We start from the raw sequence: 17,952 nt of genomic DNA on the forward strand, positions 1-17,952 counted from the left end.
CCTTAACCCTCCTGAATAAGTGTTCTCGACGCCTTGAGTTGATAGGGTAAGGGAGGTACAATGGCAGACTGCTGACATAACGCTTCTTGTGAAAAGAGGGCGTTGGGCCTACCGTTGTAAATGAGTTTTCCCTTATTTAATAAAAGGACGCGGTCGGACATTTCGGAAACGAGATCCATATCATGTGTTACCATAATGATCGTTGATCCTTTGTTCTGCCGTTCTTTAAGACGAGCGAGTAAGTCACGTGTGGTTCTGGCGTCTTGACCAAAAGTAGGTTCATCCAACAATAGCACCTCTTGATCGAATAAAAGCATGGTTGCGACACTTAGTCGTCGTTTTTGCCCTTGGCTAAGGGTGAAAGGATGTTGATGCCGATAATGATCAAGACGGAATTCTTTTAATAGCTGGTCAATAGCTGTTTCTAACGATTGTCCTTCCCACTGTTGCCGTTTGCCCCCAAAAGCAATCTCGTCGTGCACATTGTTTGTGACAAATTGCCATTCTGGATTTTGAAAGACATAGCCTGCCTGCTTATAAAAAGATTTCCTTGACCACTTCTTGAGATTCTTATGATGAAATAAAACGGTTCCCTTTAAGGGCCATTCGAGATGGGCAAGGAGCTTTAACAAGGTAGATTTTCCACTCCCATTTTCACCAATGATCGTTACCCATTCTCCTTGCTGGATGTTAAAGTTAAGGTCTGATAGAACATTGTTTCTTCCATATTGAAAAGAAACATGACTGAGCTCATAAAGGACGGGCGCCTGATTAAACTCTCTTTGCTGATGTTGAAGGTGTTGCCATTCTTGCTCCAACTTTATGGAAAGAGGATGTTGTGGCTCTTTGACAACCTCAGACCATGTGGCTGGAAAAAGCTTTGGCTGCCATACACCGGCTTCTTCTAATGCCTTCGCATAATGCGTAACAATATCTTCGGGTTTTCCATCCGCAAGAAGCTGTCCATGAGCGTTGAATAACACCACCCGATCCATCCATTCAATTAATCCATCTAAGACATGTTCGATAAAGACGAGCGTTTGTTGACTGGTCTTTGAATAGGCATGAAGCAGTTTGAAAATATCAGCTCTTGAAACGGGATCAAGCTGGGCTGTAGGTTCATCAAAAAAGAGGACCTGTGGTTCCAAAGCTAAAAGGCAGGCAAGAGCCAGCCTTTGCTTCATCCCTCCAGAAAGGGTGTATATGGCAGTATCACCCGGGACCTCGAGACCGACTACTTTTTTGACCTTTTGGATCAAGGCATCCATTTGTTCTCTAGGGACGGATCGATTTTCTAGACTAAAAGCGATTTCCTCGTCGACATGTAGCATACAGAACTGAGCATCGGGGTCTTGAAACATGACGCCGATGTGTTCAGGATGAAACACTTCCCCATTGAGATCGGCCTCAATCTGATTGGGGATAATGCCTGATAGCACGGAGAGAAGTGTTGACTTTCCGCAGCCACTTGGCCCTAAAAAGAGAACCTTCTCTCCAAGTGAAATCTCAAGGTTGATATGTCGTAAGACAGGTTGCTTTTGGTCATAGAAGCGCAGCGAGATATCTTTACAACCGAGGAAGGGTGTCTTCGTCATCATTTGTGTCATTGCCATGGTATCGCTCCTTCATAAGGGTATAAGCATTGAGGACGCCAGTTTTTGCAAGGGCTTCGGCCAGTCCTTTAGCCAGCCATCCACCCAGAATAGCGCCGCTTATTATCCGCAATCCAAAAGTTGTGAGTAAAACCCCTTTTGTATAGTAACTAAAGCCGTTGGCCATCAGATCATAAATCATACTTCCAAGTGCCCCACCGACGCCGCAAAGCATCAGGGTCAAAAGAGTGTAACGCTTATAGCTAAAGCAGAAAAAGACAAGCTCTGCGCCCAATCCTTGAACAAGTCCGATGAGGAATGATGAGAGTCCAAATTGGCTTCCCGTTAAGACTTCAACGGCAGAGGCGGCGAATTCGGCGATCATAGCGGCGCCTGGTTTTTGAATAATATAAGCGACAAGTGGGCTGGCAATGACCCAAATGCCAAACATCCATTCTGAACTGACTGGACCAAAAATAGCGGATAGTGGTAGCCAAAGGGTCGACCAGCCTAAGTAAATCACACCGCAGAGGATGGAAAGAATAACGGTTAAAACGATTTCCTTCATTCTCCAATTCATGGATGAGGGACCTCTTGGCTGACAGGCCACTCTTCAAGGGTATAAGCCATGTCCCAAAACTTGTATTCAAGCTGACAACTAATGAGAAAGTGATCCAGCATCCGCTGCCTTTCTTCCTTTGTTGCTGTTTGAGCTAATGCATCAAGCCGTTTGCAAAATTGGTCATTAATGTGACCCGTCTGACCATAGAAAGTGATCCATTCGTAAAAGGGGTGATCGGGTTTGGGGCTGACTTCATGAAGCAGTCTTTGACCGATGTCCATATAAGTCCATGGACATGGTAATAAGGCCGAAATAATCTCAGCGAGTGTGCCTTCATGGGCGACCGTCATTAAATGATGGGTGTAATGATGAGCGGTTGGAGCCATAGGGAAGCCTTGGAGCTCCTCATAAGAGACATCAGCCATACGACAAAAGTTATGATGAGGGTGACTTTCACTGTTTAAGACAAAGGTGATTTGCGAGTTAAAAAGTTCGATATCCTTGCGAGAGGAACTTTTGGAGATCGCTAATCCATAGACACGCATAAACGTATTTAAATACTCGTAATCTTGTTTAACGTAATGGATCAGTTGCTCCTTATGTAATTCTCCTGTTGCGATGCCTTGGACGAACGGATGTTGAAAAATAGCCTCAAAGATTGGATTTCCTTCATGTCTGAGCTGTTCAGAAAAAAGCATAAAAAAACTCCTCCTTGTGATTTGAATTAAAAAAGTCACTAGAGGGTTTCCAGCTTTTGGAGCAAAACAGCCGCTCCAAAAGGGAGCGGCTGAGAACATGAGCATTATTTGTTCGCCGTCTCCACTTTCCTACGCTGGTATAAACCAGATCAGGTTCAAAGGGTCCAAGATTCCTTGTCTCAGCCGCTAAAACGGCTCCCCTAGTGGACTTTTTTATAAAATTATCTATAACTTACAACGAAGAGCAGCGGCTGTCAACCGTCTTGTTTCTGTTTTTATAAGATTGCGCTAAGCAAGAAAGGCGATAAGAAAGCCAACAGTCGTTACAAAGCGATTCACTTGTTTGCTGTTCTTATTGGCGCTAGTTCTTTGCTGGTTCTCCATCGTTTGATAACGGGCATTCATGTTTCTCCCCTCCTACACTTGGGTGAGGGCCTTATGCACCGAAAATGGTTTCGTAAAGTAAGAAGAGATTTAACGCAATAACGAGAACTGCGATTCCCCAAGCAATAATGGTGGTTATTTTATGGTTGGCTAACTGACCCATGATGTTCTTTTTACTCGTAAAAATGATTAAAGGTATTAACGCGAAGGCAATCCCAAAGGATAAAACCACTTGGCTCATGACAAGCGCGTATGTCGGATTCACACCAAAGATGATCAGGGTTAGTGGTGGAATCATAGTGATGGCCCGACGGAGATAGATAGGAATTCTTTTTCTAATGTAGCCTTGCATGATAATATCGCCGGATAGTGTACCAACAGATGAACTTGATAGCCCAGAGGAAAGTAAACCAATACCGAAGATAATAGCAGCGGCAGGACCAAGAAGAATGTTAAATTGATCGAAAGCAACATCTAAATCTTCAATGATCATGCCGTGAGTATTGAATAACGCACTGGCAACGACAAGCATGCTGGCATTAATAATCCCCGCGATAATCATAGCAATAAGAATATCAATAAATTCAAATTTAAAGATCTTGACGCGCTGTTCTTCATTTTTGCCGACAATTCTTTTATTGGTTAAGCCTGAATGCAAGTAAATCGCGTGAGGCATAACAGTAGCTCCTAGAATCCCCGCTGCAAGTAAAATACTGCTGACACCATCAAATCTTGGAACCACGAGTCCCTTCATCATAGGGGCAAGCTCGGGCTGTGAAAAAACGACCTGCGTCCCGAAAGCAAGAACGACAAGGAGGACCATTCCGGCTATCACAGCTTCTAATGGACGGAACCCTTTGCGTTGTAACTCCAAAATAAGAAAGGAGGCACAAGCGGTTATGAGTGCTGATGGGAGCATCGGGAGTCCAAAGATTAAATACAGTCCTAGAGCGGCTCCAATAAATTCAGCAAGATCCGTGGCCATAATGATGATTTCACCTTGTATCCATAATCCGATTGAAGCCCAACGTGGAAAATGTTCCCTTGAAATTTCGGGAAGGTTTTTTCCGGTAGCGATGCCTAATTTTGCTGATAATGATTGGACCAGAATGGCCATCAGGTTGGATGCCAAAATCACCCAAAGTAACAAATAGCCATATTCTGAGCCGGCCTGAATATTGGTTGCAAAGTTCCCTGGATCAATGTAAGCAACCGATGCGATAAAAGCAGGGCCAAGAAAGGGGAGTATTTTTTTTAGACCTTTGCTTTTAAGAATGGAATCAAGTGACTGTGGTTGTGTTCGTGATGCGCTCTTCTTTGCCGCAAGGGTTTCACCGGACTGACTCGGCGAACGAAATAATGAATGTCTCATGTCAAAGCCTCCTTTTGCTTCAGGACATTAGTTTTGCCTGTATGCAACTTTTATATCTAAGGCTATAATATGCGCGTGGAGGAAAAAATGCAACCCTTATGCATGATTTTTTTGCCACTATTAAAAGTCTGCGAGTAAAGTGTAATGCATTGGTAAAGCCTAGGATACAGAGTGATGTAATAAAGGTGAAAGCTTATGAGGGAGTGAAGGGGAAGCTTATTTTATAGAAAAAGATGTTTAGTGTTAAACGATCAAATTGGGAATAATGAGGTGAGGTGTTTTGATGAAAAAGGTCCAACACTTTTTTAGGTAGTGTTTTTTTATGATCAGAATACCTGGTGTTGTTTTATGCATCGTGGGGTTACCTTGGATGGCTGTGAGTGAGCGGCAAAACATCCAGAGGCTGCCTACTCATATCCGTTTTTGATAGATTCTTATAACAGGATTCCCTTTTTTGTTTATATCAGGTTTTAAAACTTTTAAGCGAATGGTCATTATGGCTATGAGGCTAACTAAAGGTGTGACTCAACCGTTCAGGCATAAGCCTAAATGAGTCCTATTTTGTTTTCCTAATAATCGTCGCTTCAATCCAATGCCATGGGAGTAACTTTTTAAGAAAAAGTGTTGTTTTTACCCCTCTTCCAATGGAAGCGCGAAAGGTGGAGGTGTCTTTAGTGACTTTTTTTACAATGAGTTGAACGACATCGTCTGGGTCACCTGCTTTCTTCTCAATCATCTCAACCGTTTGAAGAAGCCGTTCAGATTTATTTTTGTAGGGTGATTGAGACTCAACATGAAAGGCTGCTATTCCTTTCGACCAAATGTTAGTCTGAAAAGCCCCGGGTTCAATGACGATCACGCGTATGCCATAGGGCTGCATTTCTAAACGAAGGGATTCACTAAATCCTTCTATCGCAAATTTCGAGGTGGCATAGGGTCCAAGTCCTGGAAAGCCAATCTGACCACTGATACTACTCATATTGACAACGGTTCCTTTTTGGGCGGCACGCATATAAGGTAAAACCGCTTTTGTAACAGCAATTAAGCCAAGAACATTGGTTTCGATTTGCTGTTGCCAAGTTTCCATCGGGACCTCTTCGATATATCCACCGCTAGCAAAGCCCGCATTATTAATAAGAACATCTATCCTTCCAAACTGCTGGATGACAGTTGTGATCACTGATCTTATTTGACCGTTATCTGTGACATCTAGCTCAAAAAAGTGAAGATGCTCTTGCTCCGTTTCTCCTGAAAGAGCATTAAGAATTTCTGTTCTTTTATCCCAGTCACGCAAGGTAGCAACAACGCTATATCCTTCCCTTAAAAAAGAAGCGCAAAGGCGTTTTCCAAAACCACCAGAGGAACCTGTAATCAGAACGACTTTTTTTCTTAAATGATTCATTATGTATTCTCCTCCAGCCACCGTTTAATTTATTTAGTTCATTATAACGATGGTTAGAAAAAAGGGAAAGAACAAATAGTGATGATGAAGCCTGAATTTAGAAAAGACTCAAGGAAACGGTCACCAAAACGAAGGCGGATGACAAGATTTCCCCGATCCTAATCACTTCCTTGATTTCCCAGGCAATAAAAAAGCTACAGATGAATGATCTGTAGCGAGTGTGTCGATAACATTTATCCCGTTGCAATCGTCCGTATGCTTCTTCATTCAAAACCTGAAAGGTACAAAGCTGTTTAAGTAGGAATAACGGACGCAAACATCCTGTTTGGTTCAACTAATAATCGGTGGGGAATGTAATCCCCTACTGATTGAAGTTTATTTTTAGGCAACTCCCTCAGCCTTCGTATCATCGATTTCTCCTTCTTTTCGCCCGATGACAACAGTGGCAGTACAATCCCCTAAAACATTGACGGATGTTCTAAACATATCAAGGATACGATCGACAGCTAAAATCAAACCAATACCTTCGACGGGAAGGTTAACGGCATTTAAGACAAGGACCATGGTGATGAGTCCCGCTCCAGGAATACCAGCAGCGCCAATAGCGGCGAGAGCAGCCGTGATTAATATTACAAATTGTGAGCCGAGTCCAAGATGAATGCCGTAGGCTTGAGCGATAAAGAGGGCTGCAACGCCTTCATATAAAGCGGTTCCGTCCATATTTACAGTTGCCCCAAGAGGTAGAACAAAACTAGAGACGCGATTGCCAACACCAAGATTGTTTTCAACAGAACGGATACTCACTGGCAAGGTGGCATTACTACTAGCTGTAGAAAAAGCGACTAACCATGCTGGAGCGACTCCACGTAAAAATTTTATCGGACTCATTTTCCCAAGGGTTTTGATGGCGGTAAAGTAAACCAAACAGAGGTGGAGAAGCATGCCGAGTAGCACGACAAACATATATTTTGCGAGTGGGGCAAAAACAGTTGACCCATTATCACAAATGGTTTTAACAATGAGCGCAAAAACCCCATAGGGAGCTAGAGCCATGATCCAAGCTGTAATTTTCATCATGATTTCAAAAAAGGCTTCGAAAAAGTTGTATGCTGGTTTCGCTTTTTCGCCAAGAAAAACCATGGCGATGCCCACAAAAATTGAAAAGAAAATAATTTGTAAAATAGAGGTTTCAGTAAGGGCTGTGATCGGATTGGTAGGAATCATATTAAGAAAAGTATCACTAATTGAGTTCATATCACCGGAATCAGGCGCTTTGACGTCAGAGGGAACGTGGAACCCAGTGCCCGGCTGAATTAAGTTAACGAGGATTAAACCAATGATGACAGCTAAAAACGTTGTGCTTAAAAAGTAAACAATGGTTTTCCAGCCAATACTCCCTAATTTTAATGGATCCTTTAGTCCAGCTATGCCGACAATTAAGGATGTAATGACAAGGGGTACGACCAACATATTAATGAGACGAATAAAAGCATTTGAGACAAAGGAAAAGATACTGTAAAGCCAATTTCCTTCAGAGATACCCATTGAAACAAAGATGAGTCCCACGATAACCGCTAACACCATACCGGCAATCATTTGTAGCCACATCGGTACCTTTTTCACTTGTTTTCCCCCTTTTTATGACAGTATAAAAAGTGATATATAACTAAGCTATAAAGAGTTAGTGAAATTTATGTATAAAAAAGCAATTTAAATTAATAAATATTCAAAAAATATTTACAGGTGGAGGAAAAGAATGAAATGCCTCGAAAATGAAAAGCCTAAACTTAAATTAGGATAACGGGTGATGGCGTGAAAGCAAATAATAAGGAAAGTCAAATCTTTAGTGATGCCATTGATGCTATAAACAATGGTATGGAAGACATTATTAACATTTACAATACTCTTGAAGAGGATCAACCTCTTATTCAATTTGACGATGCCGTTGTCCAGCAAATCGAAAAAGTGAAACAAAAATATGGCAATGAATTTGTCGATAAAAAGATCAATACGGTGGTTAAAGAAATGCTGGATTGGCTGCCATTAGAGGATACTGAAGACGAAGAACGCTGACCTTTAAGTTCAAGCGTTCTTTACATTTGAAAGGGGAAAGGACATGGAAAAGTGGCAAACGATCAAAAGCAGTTATATTTATAAAACACCCTTTGGGAATTTACGCGATGATTACTGCGAACTGCCGAATGGTGAGCGCATTGAGCATTATTATGTAAAGGAATATCCTCACTGGGTAAACGCTGTTGTACTGACAAAGGATGAGCGAATGGTCTTTGTTAAACAATATCGACAAGGGACAAAAGAAATTACTTTAGAAATTCCCGGAGGAAAAGTAGAAGAAGGGGAAACGGTAGAGGCAGCCATTCTGAGGGAGATTAAAGAAGAAACGGGGTACACTTCCGACCATCCACTCATTGAACTCGGGGAATTTGCCGTGAATCCTGCGGATCAGAATAATAAAATTACCACTTATATGATGCTTGAGAGTTATCAAGGATTTAAACAGTCATTAGATAAAACAGAAGACATTGAAGTGACCTTAGTAAAGATTAGTGAAGTGGAAGCCCTAATCAAGAAAAAACATCTCACCCAACTTTTCTCTGCACATGCATACCTTTTAGCTAAGGAATTTTTACAAAACAATCAAAAGCAGTTCAAGCTAAAGTAATTTAATGGGAGGCGAGCTGTCCATTCTAAGTCAAGAAAAGGCAGCTGCTTAGCGAAGCGGTGAAGTATAAGATATAATTTAAAAAATGAATGCTGTGAGGGAGAGGTGCTTTGGAATGGCAAAGGGAGTCCTTCATCATGTGGAACTCTACGTTTCTGATTTAAGGAAAACGGAGAGGTTTTGGGGTTGGTTTCTTACTGAATTAGGCTATAGTGAATTTCAACGTTGGGATAAGGGTGTCAGCTGGAAGATAGGGGAGACTTATATTGTATTTGTTCAAGCTGAGGATAAATATTTAGATGTTCCCTATCATCGTTCTCGAGTAGGGCTTAATCATTTAGCTTTCCATGCAGAAACAAAGGGACAAGTGGATCGACTAAGAGAAGAGCTGGCAGAGCGTCACATAGCTTTGTTGTATGATGACCGTTATCCTTTTGCTGGAGGTCCTGAACATTACGCGGTGTATTTTGAGGATCCAGATCGCATTAAAGTGGAGGTCGTTGCCCCGTCATAAGCTTTTATGGGGTTACTACTTCACTGTTCTTAAAGGAACGCAGATCGTTTTTTCTCAAAAGAAAGGAAAGTATAAAATTTTTGGCCAGCAGAACGGTGTGGATCTTCACTCCAGAGCGCTCGCTTTCCTCGGGCACGGCCTCAGCTAATTTTGGAATGGATGAATGGTGTTCCAAAATGGATCTTCGGACGCGTGCTGTTCCCGAAGGAGCCAGAGCGCCTTCCATTCCGATCAACTGGGGTGCTGACGCTGCCTTTTGGGATTAAAATCTTATTCCGTGTTTTAATAAGGACCGGGCATGCATTTTCGCCCGGTTTTTCTTAAAGAATAAGAAAGTAAAGCTTAGTTTTTCACGAAAGCATATGTTGACGAAAGAGGAAAAGCGTTTCGATAGAAAAATGATCCTTCTTTGATGAGACTGCTTCGGACCGAAATCAAAGCGAGAAGTGGACTAGAGTCTGAAGTCAAGGCACCTTCGGACAGAAACGAGAGCAAGAAGGGGAAAAGAGTCCGAAGTCAGAGCCCCTTTGGACAGAAACGAGAGTAAGCGGCTGACAAGAGTCCGAAGTCAGAGCTCCTTTGGACAGAAGCGAGAGTAAGCGGCTGACAAGAGTCCGAAGTCAGAGCTCCTTTGGACAGAAGCGAGAGTAAGAAGGGGAAAAGAGTCTGAAGTCAAGGCACCTTCGGACAGAAACGAGAGCAAGAAGGGGAAAAGAGTCTGAAGTCAAGGCACCTTCGGACAGAAACGAGAGCAAGAAGGAGAAAAGAGTCTGAAGTCAAGGCACCTTCGGACAGAAACGAGAGCAAGAAGGGGAAAAGAGTCCGAAGTCAGAGCCCCTTTGGACAGAAACGAGAGTAAGCGGCTGACAAGAGTCCGAAGTCAGAGCCCCTTTGGACAGAAACGAGAGCAAGAAGGAGAAAAGAGTCTGAAGTCAAGGCACCTTCGGACAGAAACGAGAGCAAGAAGGGGAAAAGAGTCCGAAGTCAGAGCCCCTTCGGACAGAAACGAGAGCAAGAAGGGGAAAAGAGTCCGAAGTCAGAGCCCCTTCGATCAGAAATAAGAGGAAGCAGAACAACTTATTATATTTACATCTGTAATTTTTCCTTAGCGCGAGCTCCTCCTGATACGGGGCGGTCTTTATGACGATCGATCCTTTTCGAGGAGTAAAAATTTCTACTCCAGTTCTTATAAAAGCGTTTCGCTGATTTGAATTTCATTGATCGTATGGTCAGATGCTTTTTTTACAATAATGTCAGCCTTTTCTTTTGTTGGCAGAATGTGTTCGCGGAGGTTTTTTCCGTTGATTGTGTCCCAAACGGTTTTGGCCATTTGATGTAACTGCTCTTCAGGCATATCCTTGAACGCATGATAATAAGAGGAAGGATCCTCTTTTGCTTTTTCTTTAAATTGTAAAATGCGCGTCCAAAACCACGAAAATAAGTCCTCTTCCTCTGCATCTAAATAGAGGCTTATATCAAACAATGATGGTAAATCCTCGCCATTTATGCCGACTTGTAAGGTATTGATTCCTTCCACAATTAAAATATCAGGTGATTCAACATGTTGGGTTTCGTCCGGTAAAATATCATAAGTTTCATGAGAGTAAATGGGTACATCTGTGGACTTCCCACTTTTAATCGTTTGCAGTGTATGTAATAGATTTTTCCAATCATAGCTTTCAGGAAAGCCTTTAAGGTCTTTAAGTTCGCGTGCTTCTAAAATCTCATTTTTATATAAAAATTGATCGGTAGACACAATTGTCGTTTTCGGAGATCCAGGTAGACCTTCAAAAAGTTGGGCAATACTTTCAGAAAAGGTACTTTTACCTGCGGAAACACTACCGGCGACCCCGACTAGAAAAGGGATTGCTTTTGTCTCCTTATTAAAAAAGTGTTGTAAGTCTGCTTTGCACTTTAAATGATTTCTATATAAAATCCCAATAAAACTAGCAAGAGGGATATAGAATGCGTCAAGCTCTATGTCAGAGAGAAGATTGGGAAGGTGAGTTATAGAGTCCTGGCTGATATACTTTGGTAAGGATGCCCATTCAGAACGGGAATAGCGAGTGTACGACATGATGTTGCTCCTTTATAGCAAACGTTTTCTCCTATTATAATAGATCTTATAGATTAGCACTAATTTTTTGGTTAAGGATAAAGAGAGAGTAGGGCCAAGTTTTTTTGTACATGACTTTTTTGCTTCATCCCAACCATAGCAGCGGTTACTCCAGGATGATCGAGCACAAATTGTAGAAAATCTTCGGGTCGTTTAGTTTCAGAGAAAGCCTTCCCTTGGGCAAGAGGCGCACTCACCGTTACGGTTAAACCCAGTCTATTTGCTGCCTCTATAGCAGAGAATCGACGTCCTTGAATGCTTTGGGTCCATGTTGTAGCTGCAGCCGTGTTGAACAGGTTAAAAGGGAGTTGAATAAACTTGAAATGATGGTGTTCGCCAGCGACGGCATGTGCGATTTGAATCACTTTTTCAAGACTAATAAAGCCTTTTTCGCTGGGATTAAGTAAAAAGGCATCCCATGAGGCCATCCCATAATAGCGCAGCTTTTTTTCTTCAATTTTTGTTTCGTAGAATGTAAAAAGGGTTTCGAGCTGCTTATAAAACCGCTCGGGACCCAAGACGGCGATAGACAGCTCAGGATTATGAATATAATGAAGATCTATGGTTTCAAGTCCCATATGCATCCGACTTTGTTCAATGGCAAAGTCGTAATAACGAGGAGTCAATATATGCTTTTGGTGTCCTACAACATGAAGATCTTCTACAGAAATAATCCCGGGTTCAATTAACTTTTTTTGTAAATAGGCTTTAGGGACAAGTCCAGCATCAATATCACCTGGAATAATGCCTGCTTTTGTAGAGATGAAGCATTCGGAACGCTCGTATTTACCTGTTTCTGAGATAAGGTGTCTTAGGACGACACCAATATCTCGTTCAGATTTCATTCCACGGTAGTTCAGGGCTGTATCAATGAAGTTGATGCCATGAGTTAGGGCATAAACTAAAGCTTCTTGGTATTTAAGGGAATCCTCATGATTCATTTCTCCAAGATGTGTTCCAATCGCAATAGGAGAAAGCTTTTTTGTCGCAAAGCCAGTTATCATAAAATCACCTCCGTCTTATAGTATATAACGAAAAAATTCAAAAAATAGGCTATAAATCATTAGGGTGGGATGTTATCATTAAGATAAGAGGAAGACCGAATGATCTTGAAAGATATTGCAGAGACTCTCTGAACGTGCCTTGAGAGTTTCTGCATTTTTAATGTGGTAGATAATGCTCCCTTATTGGAAAAAGAGAAAGAAAATCGCTATGATAAAGATATAGAAGCTATTGTTGTAAAAGCAGCAATGAGATAACTGGGGGTACCTAAGGTGAAGTACATCGATAATCAGGATATTATGGATATCAATCTCAATTTTGCAATTGAGGAGTATATTCTTACTGAACTTGATATTAATGAAACCTATCTACTTTTTTATAGTATGACACCAACAGTAATAGTTGGGAAAAACCAAAATACTGTTGAAGAAATTAATTTGGATTACATCAGAAAAAATAACGTCACGGTGGCGAGAAGACTTTCCGGTGGCGGGGCAGTATATAATGACGAGGGCGATTTAAGCTTTAGTTTTATTACAAAAGATGACGGTGACAGCTTTCACAACTATAAAAAATTCACAGAACCAGTGGTCCGAGCCCTCCATCAAATGGGAGTGAAGGCTGAGCTTCAAGGGAGGAATGACCTCCTTGTGGATGGGAAAAAAATTAGTGGGAATGCACAATTTTCTACGCGAGGCAGAATGTATAGCCACGGGACGCTCATGTTTGATGTCAATTTAGAAAACGTCGCAAAGGCTCTGAATCCTGATGCCGAAAAATACTTATCAAAAGGGATTAAATCAGTCCGTAGTCGGGTTACTAACATCCGTGAGCATCTTGATCAAGACATGGATATTAAGGCATTTAAACAAGCGTTATTGAACTCTATCTTTGGTTCTAAAGAAGGCATAGACGAATATAAACTCACGGATAAGGATTGGAAACGTATCGAGGAGATTGCAAATGAACGTTATCGCAATTGGGATTGGGTTTACGGAAAATCCCCTAAATTCAATGTTCAATATAAGAAACGCTTTCCTGGCGCGGGGACCGTTGATATTCGAATGGAAGTGAAGAAGGGGATCATTGAAGATGGCGTCATCTTTGGAGACTTTTTTGGTGTCGGTGATGTTAGTGATGTTTTAAACCTATTAAAAGGCGCACGCTTTGAATACGAAGAGGTAGACGCAAAGCTTTCCTCTATTGACGTTGGGCATTATTTTGGGAAAATTACTAAAGAAAATCTATTGGATCTAATGTTTTAGAGGTTGGAACAGAAGAATTTCACTCAAAGGAAATCCGAACATTCTAGTTGAATGAACGGATTTTTCTTTATTCTTATGAAAAGGCGCATCACTCCGGCTAAACACATCGCTTTGTCATCAGCTTTCATGGAACAACTCGGGCGACTATTCGTGAAGTCACGCTGGCCCGTTCCCGAAGGACGTTAGTTTAGGCATCCATGTGTAGCGGCGCTGAGGAACACACTCTATATAAGTGTTCCGAATTTCGCGTCCTCCGCTCCAATCTACTGTGTACTGATGATGCCTTTTGGTAAAAAACATTTTAATGCCCAACTGAATAAGGACCGGTCATGCTTTTCGCCTGGTTTTTCTTAGGATAAAATGGCTCATTCTAGATAAACTAGAATCAAAGGAAGATTTCAGGAAAAGGAATGGCGGCTTCTTAACTAGGGCTTCGTAATGACTTGAAAAGGGCTTCCAAGTTCCATAGACCGTTCTGTTGCTCTTCTAATGGCATGTAAGATGGCTTCTTGGAATTTATATTCCTCTAAAGTCGTAATGCCGGCTTGGGTAGTGCCGCCAGGACTGGTGATTTGTTTTCTTAGGGTTGTTGGAGAAGCTTTCTTCAGTTTAAGCATTTCCGCTGCACCGACAAGCGTTTGGATGATTAAATCCTCGGATAAGGATGGATCAAGTTGGGCCTCGGTAGCGGCTTGTTGCATCGCTTCTACCAAATAATAAATGTAAGCCGGTCCACTTCCAGAGAGTCCTGTAATAGCGTGGAGTTGGTCTTCATCGACAACAACTGTTGATCCTATGGTTTGAAATAAATCCTTTACTTTTCCGATATGGTCTTCTTTCGCGTAACAACCTGCGGATAAAGCTGTTGCTGAATGACCCACAGAGGCAGATGTATTCGGCATGGCTCTTACAATTGGCAGGGGAAGACCGAGTTCGTGAGCAATGTAGCTGGTAGATACGCCAGCTAACACTGAAACGACCAGCTGATCAGAAGTGATAAAGGGCTGAATGGAATGGAGGGCTCCAGGTGCATCTTTTGGTTTTACAGAAAGGATAATGATGTCAGCCCCTCTCATGATTTCGGACTTTTCATTTGAGACTTTTACGTCATAGACATTTTTTAAGTGTGAAAGACGCTGGGTATTTTTGCGATTGGTGACCCAGATTTGCGAAGGCTTCAACATGTGCTTCGATAAAATACCTGAGAGTATTGATTCAGCAATAGAGCCCGCACCAATAAAAGCAATTTTATTCATCTTAAACTATCCACTCCTTATACTATCATTAAAAAACTCCACACCATCCTTTATAAAAAGGACGGAATGGAGTTTCAGATTCCGCGGTACCACCTTGATTGACGTGTAAATACACGCCCGCTTAATGCCCATTTAACGCATGGACAAACGGTCAGCTTATTAATCACTGACAGCTCACAGGTGGGTTCAATACTGAGTCGCGATGGGATGTCTCACCACATAGCCTCCCATTCTCTTTAACGCCTTTTCAGTATTTACTAGCCTGTTCAACGCTATTTTTTCGGTATTTTTTAGTATTATGAAGGGTTCAAGGGGAGATGTCAAGACTCTTTGTGTAATGTTTCGAAAAATTAAACAATAATAATTGGAAATATTGGGTAATAATTTTTATGAAAATATATTTGACAGCGTTTTCTGTAAGTGGTATCATGAAATCAAGTTAATAAACGTGAATGAGATCATGAGTCCACAAGAATTCCTTATTACCCTTTAGATGGTAGTAGAGGTATTTTTTTGTGGGCTTTTTTGTCATTCTAAAAAAGATAAATGAATGATTCATTTTCGCAGTATAGGGGGAAACAATAATGTCGGGTTTTGTTGCAGAATTAGTTGGGACAATGATTCTTATTGTATTTGGTGGAGGAGTTTGTGCAGGGGTTACATTAAAAAAATCAGCCGCACAAAATTCTGGATGGATCGTTATTACCTTTGGTTGGGGTCTAGCCGTAATGATAGGGGCCTTTGCTGTAGGAAAATTTAGCGGTGCTCATTTGAATCCTGCACTCACACTTGGATTGGCAATGTCAGGAGATTTTCCTTGGGATAAGGTTCCAACCTATATCTTAGGTCAAATGATTGGTGCGATTCTCGGTGCGTGTGTTGTTTATTTGCAATATTTACCACACTGGAGAGTCACAGAAGATCCAGCAGCAAAATTAGGTGTCTTTTCAACAGCGCCTGCTATTCCACAAACATTTTCTAACCTTTTAAGTGAAATTATTGGTACCTTTGTCTTAGTGATGGGTATTCAAGCGATTGGGGCGAATAAATTTGCTGAAGGGCTCAATCCATTAATTGTTGGCTTTTTAATTATCGCTATTGGTCTTTCTTTAGGGGGAACGACAGGGTATGCGATCAACCCAGCACGTGATCTTGGACCAAGAATTGCACACTTCTTTTTACCGATTGCAGGAAAAGGATCTTCCAATTGGAAATATGCTTGGATTCCTGTTGTTGGACCAATTTTAGGGGGAATGTTCGGAGCCCTTTTCTATAAAGCTGTTTTCTTACAAGACGTGAAACCAGCATTTTGGGTTATAAGTGTTATACTATTAATTGTCATTGTTGCAGCATATGTTGGTGAAAAAAGATTAAAACATCCTGAAGCTGCAGCTTCAAAATAAAGCTTTATACTAAAAAAAGCAATGAAAAACATACGTCATGTTTTCAAATCTATGAAAAGCGATGCTCATCATCTTGTGGGCTTCTTATAAGCTTTTTCTAAAAAAATGGGGGTAAAGAAGATGACTGAAAAGTATATTATGGCATTAGACCAAGGGACAACAAGTTCAAGAGCAATTTTGTTCAATAGTAAAGGTGAAATTGTTCATGTGGCACAAAAGGAATTTACTCAATATTTTCCAAAGCCAGGTTGGGTAGAACATGATGCTTCTGAAATTTGGGGTTCAATTTTGTCTGTAATTGCTCAGGCGCTTTCAAATACAAATATTGAACCTAATCAAATCGCAGGTATCGGAATTACGAACCAACGTGAAACGGCTGTCGTATGGGATAAGAATACCGGTGTTCCTGTTTACAATGCTGTTGTATGGCAATCAAGACAAACCGCTGGGATTTGTGAAGAATTAAAGGAAAAAGGCTATGAAGATCTTATCCGCAGCAAAACCGGTCTGCTTATCGATCCTTATTTCTCAGGAACAAAAGTAAAATGGATTCTTGACAATGTTGAAGGGGCGCGTGAAAAGGCTGAAAATGGCGATCTTCTCTTTGGAACTATTGATACTTGGTTAGTTTGGAAATTAAGTGGTGGTGCCGCGCATATCACGGATTACTCTAATGCCTCAAGAACACTAATGTATAATATCTATGATTTAAAATGGGATGATGAATTGCTTGACATCCTTGAGGTACCAAAATCTATGCTTCCAGAAGTTCGCCAGTCTTCCGAGATTTATGGAAATACCGTTCCTCATCATTTCTTTGGAGAAGGGATTCCCATTGCAGGTATTGCAGGTGACCAACAGTCGGCGTTGTTTGGTCAAGCATGCTATGAAAAAGGGATGGCCAAAAACACCTATGGTACAGGTTGCTTCATGTTAATGAATACGGGTGAAGAAGCTGTTAAATCAGAACACGGCCTTTTAACAACCATCGCTTGGGGTGTAGACGGTAAGGTGGAATACGCTCTTGAAGGAAGTATTTTCGTTGCCGGTTCAGCTATCCAATGGTTACGTGATGGATTGGAAATGGTTAAAGATGCACCTGAGAGTGAAGAGTATGCGACTCGTGTTGATTCAACTGACGGTGTCTATGTAGTTCCTGCCTTTGTCGGACTTGGAACACCTTATTGGGAAAGTGATGCCCGTGGTGCTGTTTTTGGTCTTACTCGTGGGACCAAAAGAGAGCATTTTGTTAGAGCGACTCTTGAATCATTAGCTTACCAAACCAAGGATGTACTTGAAGCGATGGAAGCTGACTCAGGGATTGAATTGAAAAAACTACGTGTTGATGGTGGTGCTGTAGCGAATAACTTCCTCATGCAGTTCCAAAGTGATATTTTGGGTACAACAGTGGAGCGTCCAACGATCAGTGAAACAACAGCATTGGGTGCCGCTTATCTTGCAGGATTAGCGGTGGGGTATTGGAAGGACCGTTCAGAAATTGAAAACAAATGGGCAGTCGGTCGTTCTTTTGAACCAGAAATGAGTCAAGAAGAACGCGATAATCATTATGCAGGATGGAAAAAAGCGATTAAAGCCACTATTGCTTTTAAATAATTTGATCATGCTTGCTGCTTAAAGAGGCTGTCTCAGAAGTCCTGAAAATTGGACTGTTTGAGACAGCTTCATCTTGATATTCAATCAAA

Annotated in this window: 16 protein-coding genes, 1 riboswitch and 1 other annotated feature; of the genes, 7 read left to right on the forward strand and 9 right to left on the reverse strand. The window is 41.5% G+C overall.

Translation table 11 applies throughout. The annotated features are described in order from the left end of the window. Positions 1 to 2 precede the first annotated feature (2 nt). The 6 genes from IEV91_RS18425 to IEV91_RS18450 form a co-directional block, all read right to left on the reverse strand. Positions 3 to 1,613 (reverse strand): ABC transporter ATP-binding protein, encoded by a 1,611-nt coding sequence (locus IEV91_RS18425; protein WP_229745650.1) that lies wholly within the window; start codon positions 1,611 to 1,613, stop codon positions 3 to 5. Further along, positions 1,567 to 2,172, reverse strand: a complete 606-nt coding sequence (locus tag IEV91_RS18430; RefSeq protein ID WP_188498907.1) for an ECF transporter S component — start codon at positions 2,170 to 2,172, stop codon at positions 1,567 to 1,569. Before IEV91_RS18430 ends, IEV91_RS18425 begins: the two co-directional genes overlap by 47 nt. Continuing rightward, positions 2,169 to 2,852 (reverse strand): thiaminase II, encoded by a 684-nt coding sequence (gene tenA, locus IEV91_RS18435; RefSeq protein ID WP_188498908.1) that lies wholly within the window; start codon positions 2,850 to 2,852, stop codon positions 2,169 to 2,171. Before tenA ends, IEV91_RS18430 begins: the two co-directional genes overlap by 4 nt. Positions 2,853 to 2,961: 109 nt before the next feature. Continuing rightward, a riboswitch (TPP riboswitch) is annotated at positions 2,962 to 3,064 on the reverse strand. A gap of 224 nt (positions 3,065 to 3,288) precedes the next feature. Beyond that, on the reverse strand, positions 3,289 to 4,608 hold the full coding sequence (locus IEV91_RS18440) for an Nramp family divalent metal transporter (protein ID WP_188498909.1): 1,320 nt from the start codon (positions 4,606 to 4,608) through the stop codon (positions 3,289 to 3,291). Positions 4,609 to 5,164: 556 nt separating this feature from the next. Continuing rightward, entirely contained in the window at positions 5,165 to 6,010 is an 846-nt protein-coding gene (locus tag IEV91_RS18445; protein WP_188498910.1) for an SDR family oxidoreductase, read from the reverse strand. Positions 6,011 to 6,391: 381 nt separating this feature from the next. After that, positions 6,392 to 7,633 (reverse strand): dicarboxylate/amino acid:cation symporter, encoded by a 1,242-nt coding sequence (locus IEV91_RS18450; RefSeq protein WP_204871331.1) that lies wholly within the window; start codon positions 7,631 to 7,633, stop codon positions 6,392 to 6,394. 189 nt (positions 7,634 to 7,822) lie between these two features. On the opposite strand from IEV91_RS18450, the gene IEV91_RS18455 reads away from it, so the two are divergent. The 4 genes from IEV91_RS18455 (at position 7,823) to IEV91_RS18470 (ending at position 9,473) form a co-directional block, all read left to right on the forward strand. Beyond that, a complete protein-coding gene (locus IEV91_RS18455; protein WP_188498911.1) occupies positions 7,823 to 8,083 on the forward strand; it encodes an atypical membrane-integrating protein (Mistic protein) in 261 nt (86 codons plus the stop codon). A gap of 43 nt (positions 8,084 to 8,126) precedes the next feature. Next, positions 8,127 to 8,693, forward strand: a complete 567-nt coding sequence (locus tag IEV91_RS18460) for an NUDIX hydrolase (RefSeq protein WP_188498912.1) — start codon at positions 8,127 to 8,129, stop codon at positions 8,691 to 8,693. Positions 8,694 to 8,808: 115 nt separating this feature from the next. Beyond that, positions 8,809 to 9,207, forward strand: coding sequence for a VOC family protein (locus IEV91_RS18465; protein ID WP_188498913.1), 399 nt, complete (start codon positions 8,809 to 8,811; stop codon positions 9,205 to 9,207). 80 nt (positions 9,208 to 9,287) lie between these two features. After that, positions 9,288 to 9,473: a hypothetical protein gene (locus tag IEV91_RS18470; protein ID WP_188498914.1), complete on the forward strand. Its 186-nt coding sequence runs from the start codon at positions 9,288 to 9,290 to the stop codon at positions 9,471 to 9,473. A 920-nt stretch (positions 9,474 to 10,393) separates the two neighbouring features. Here the strand turns inward: IEV91_RS18470 and coaA are convergent. Continuing rightward, positions 10,394 to 11,284, reverse strand: a complete 891-nt coding sequence (gene coaA / locus IEV91_RS18475; protein WP_188498915.1) for a type I pantothenate kinase — start codon at positions 11,282 to 11,284, stop codon at positions 10,394 to 10,396. Positions 11,285 to 11,355: 71 nt separating this feature from the next. After that, on the reverse strand, positions 11,356 to 12,327 hold the full coding sequence (locus tag IEV91_RS18480; RefSeq protein ID WP_188498916.1) for an aldo/keto reductase: 972 nt from the start codon (positions 12,325 to 12,327) through the stop codon (positions 11,356 to 11,358). A gap of 270 nt (positions 12,328 to 12,597) precedes the next feature. Between IEV91_RS18480 and lplA the strand changes: the two genes are divergently transcribed. Then, positions 12,598 to 13,590, forward strand: coding sequence for a lipoate--protein ligase (gene lplA / locus IEV91_RS18485; protein WP_188498917.1), 993 nt, complete (start codon positions 12,598 to 12,600; stop codon positions 13,588 to 13,590). A 425-nt stretch (positions 13,591 to 14,015) separates the two neighbouring features. Here the strand turns inward: lplA and proC are convergent, their stop codons facing one another. Beyond that, positions 14,016 to 14,846 carry a pyrroline-5-carboxylate reductase gene (gene proC / locus IEV91_RS18490; protein ID WP_188498918.1) on the reverse strand — a complete coding sequence of 277 codons (831 nt, stop codon included), beginning with the start codon at positions 14,844 to 14,846 and terminating at the stop codon, positions 14,016 to 14,018. A gap of 54 nt (positions 14,847 to 14,900) precedes the next feature. After that, positions 14,901 to 15,125 (reverse strand) — a binding site (T-box leader). Positions 15,126 to 15,430: 305 nt separating this feature from the next. Between proC and IEV91_RS18495 the strand changes: the two genes are divergently transcribed. Continuing rightward, entirely contained in the window at positions 15,431 to 16,249 is an 819-nt protein-coding gene (locus IEV91_RS18495) for an MIP/aquaporin family protein (RefSeq protein ID WP_188498919.1), read from the forward strand. 120 nt (positions 16,250 to 16,369) lie between these two features. After that, positions 16,370 to 17,863, forward strand: coding sequence for a glycerol kinase GlpK (glpK, locus tag IEV91_RS18500; RefSeq protein ID WP_188498920.1), 1,494 nt, complete (start codon positions 16,370 to 16,372; stop codon positions 17,861 to 17,863). The last annotated feature ends 89 nt before the right edge of the window (positions 17,864 to 17,952 follow it).

Source organism: Pullulanibacillus pueri, assembly GCF_014639255.1.
Taxonomy (GTDB): domain Bacteria; phylum Bacillota; class Bacilli; order Bacillales; family Sporolactobacillaceae; genus Pullulanibacillus; species Pullulanibacillus pueri.

What these genes read in the sequence shown, in the direction of transcription:
- IEV91_RS18425 (WP_229745650.1), bottom strand. Translation starts at nt 1,613, where the DNA reads ATGGCAATGACACAAATGATGACGAAGACACCCTTCCTCGGTTGTAAA.
- IEV91_RS18430 (WP_188498907.1), bottom strand. Translation starts at nt 2,172, where the DNA reads ATGAATTGGAGAATGAAGGAAATCGTTTTAACCGTTATTCTTTCCATC.
- tenA (WP_188498908.1), bottom strand. Translation starts at nt 2,852, where the DNA reads ATGCTTTTTTCTGAACAGCTCAGACATGAAGGAAATCCAATCTTTGAG.
- IEV91_RS18440 (WP_188498909.1), bottom strand. Translation starts at nt 4,608, where the DNA reads ATGAGACATTCATTATTTCGTTCGCCGAGTCAGTCCGGTGAAACCCTT.
- IEV91_RS18445 (WP_188498910.1), bottom strand. Translation starts at nt 6,010, where the DNA reads ATGAATCATTTAAGAAAAAAAGTCGTTCTGATTACAGGTTCCTCTGGT.
- IEV91_RS18460 (WP_188498912.1), top strand. Translation starts at nt 8,127, where the DNA reads ATGGAAAAGTGGCAAACGATCAAAAGCAGTTATATTTATAAAACACCC.
- IEV91_RS18465 (WP_188498913.1), top strand. Translation starts at nt 8,809, where the DNA reads ATGGCAAAGGGAGTCCTTCATCATGTGGAACTCTACGTTTCTGATTTA.
- coaA (WP_188498915.1), bottom strand. Translation starts at nt 11,284, where the DNA reads ATGTCGTACACTCGCTATTCCCGTTCTGAATGGGCATCCTTACCAAAG.
- IEV91_RS18480 (WP_188498916.1), bottom strand. Translation starts at nt 12,327, where the DNA reads ATGATAACTGGCTTTGCGACAAAAAAGCTTTCTCCTATTGCGATTGGA.
- proC (WP_188498918.1), bottom strand. Translation starts at nt 14,846, where the DNA reads ATGAATAAAATTGCTTTTATTGGTGCGGGCTCTATTGCTGAATCAATA.
- IEV91_RS18495 (WP_188498919.1), top strand. Translation starts at nt 15,431, where the DNA reads ATGTCGGGTTTTGTTGCAGAATTAGTTGGGACAATGATTCTTATTGTA.
- glpK (WP_188498920.1), top strand. Translation starts at nt 16,370, where the DNA reads ATGACTGAAAAGTATATTATGGCATTAGACCAAGGGACAACAAGTTCA.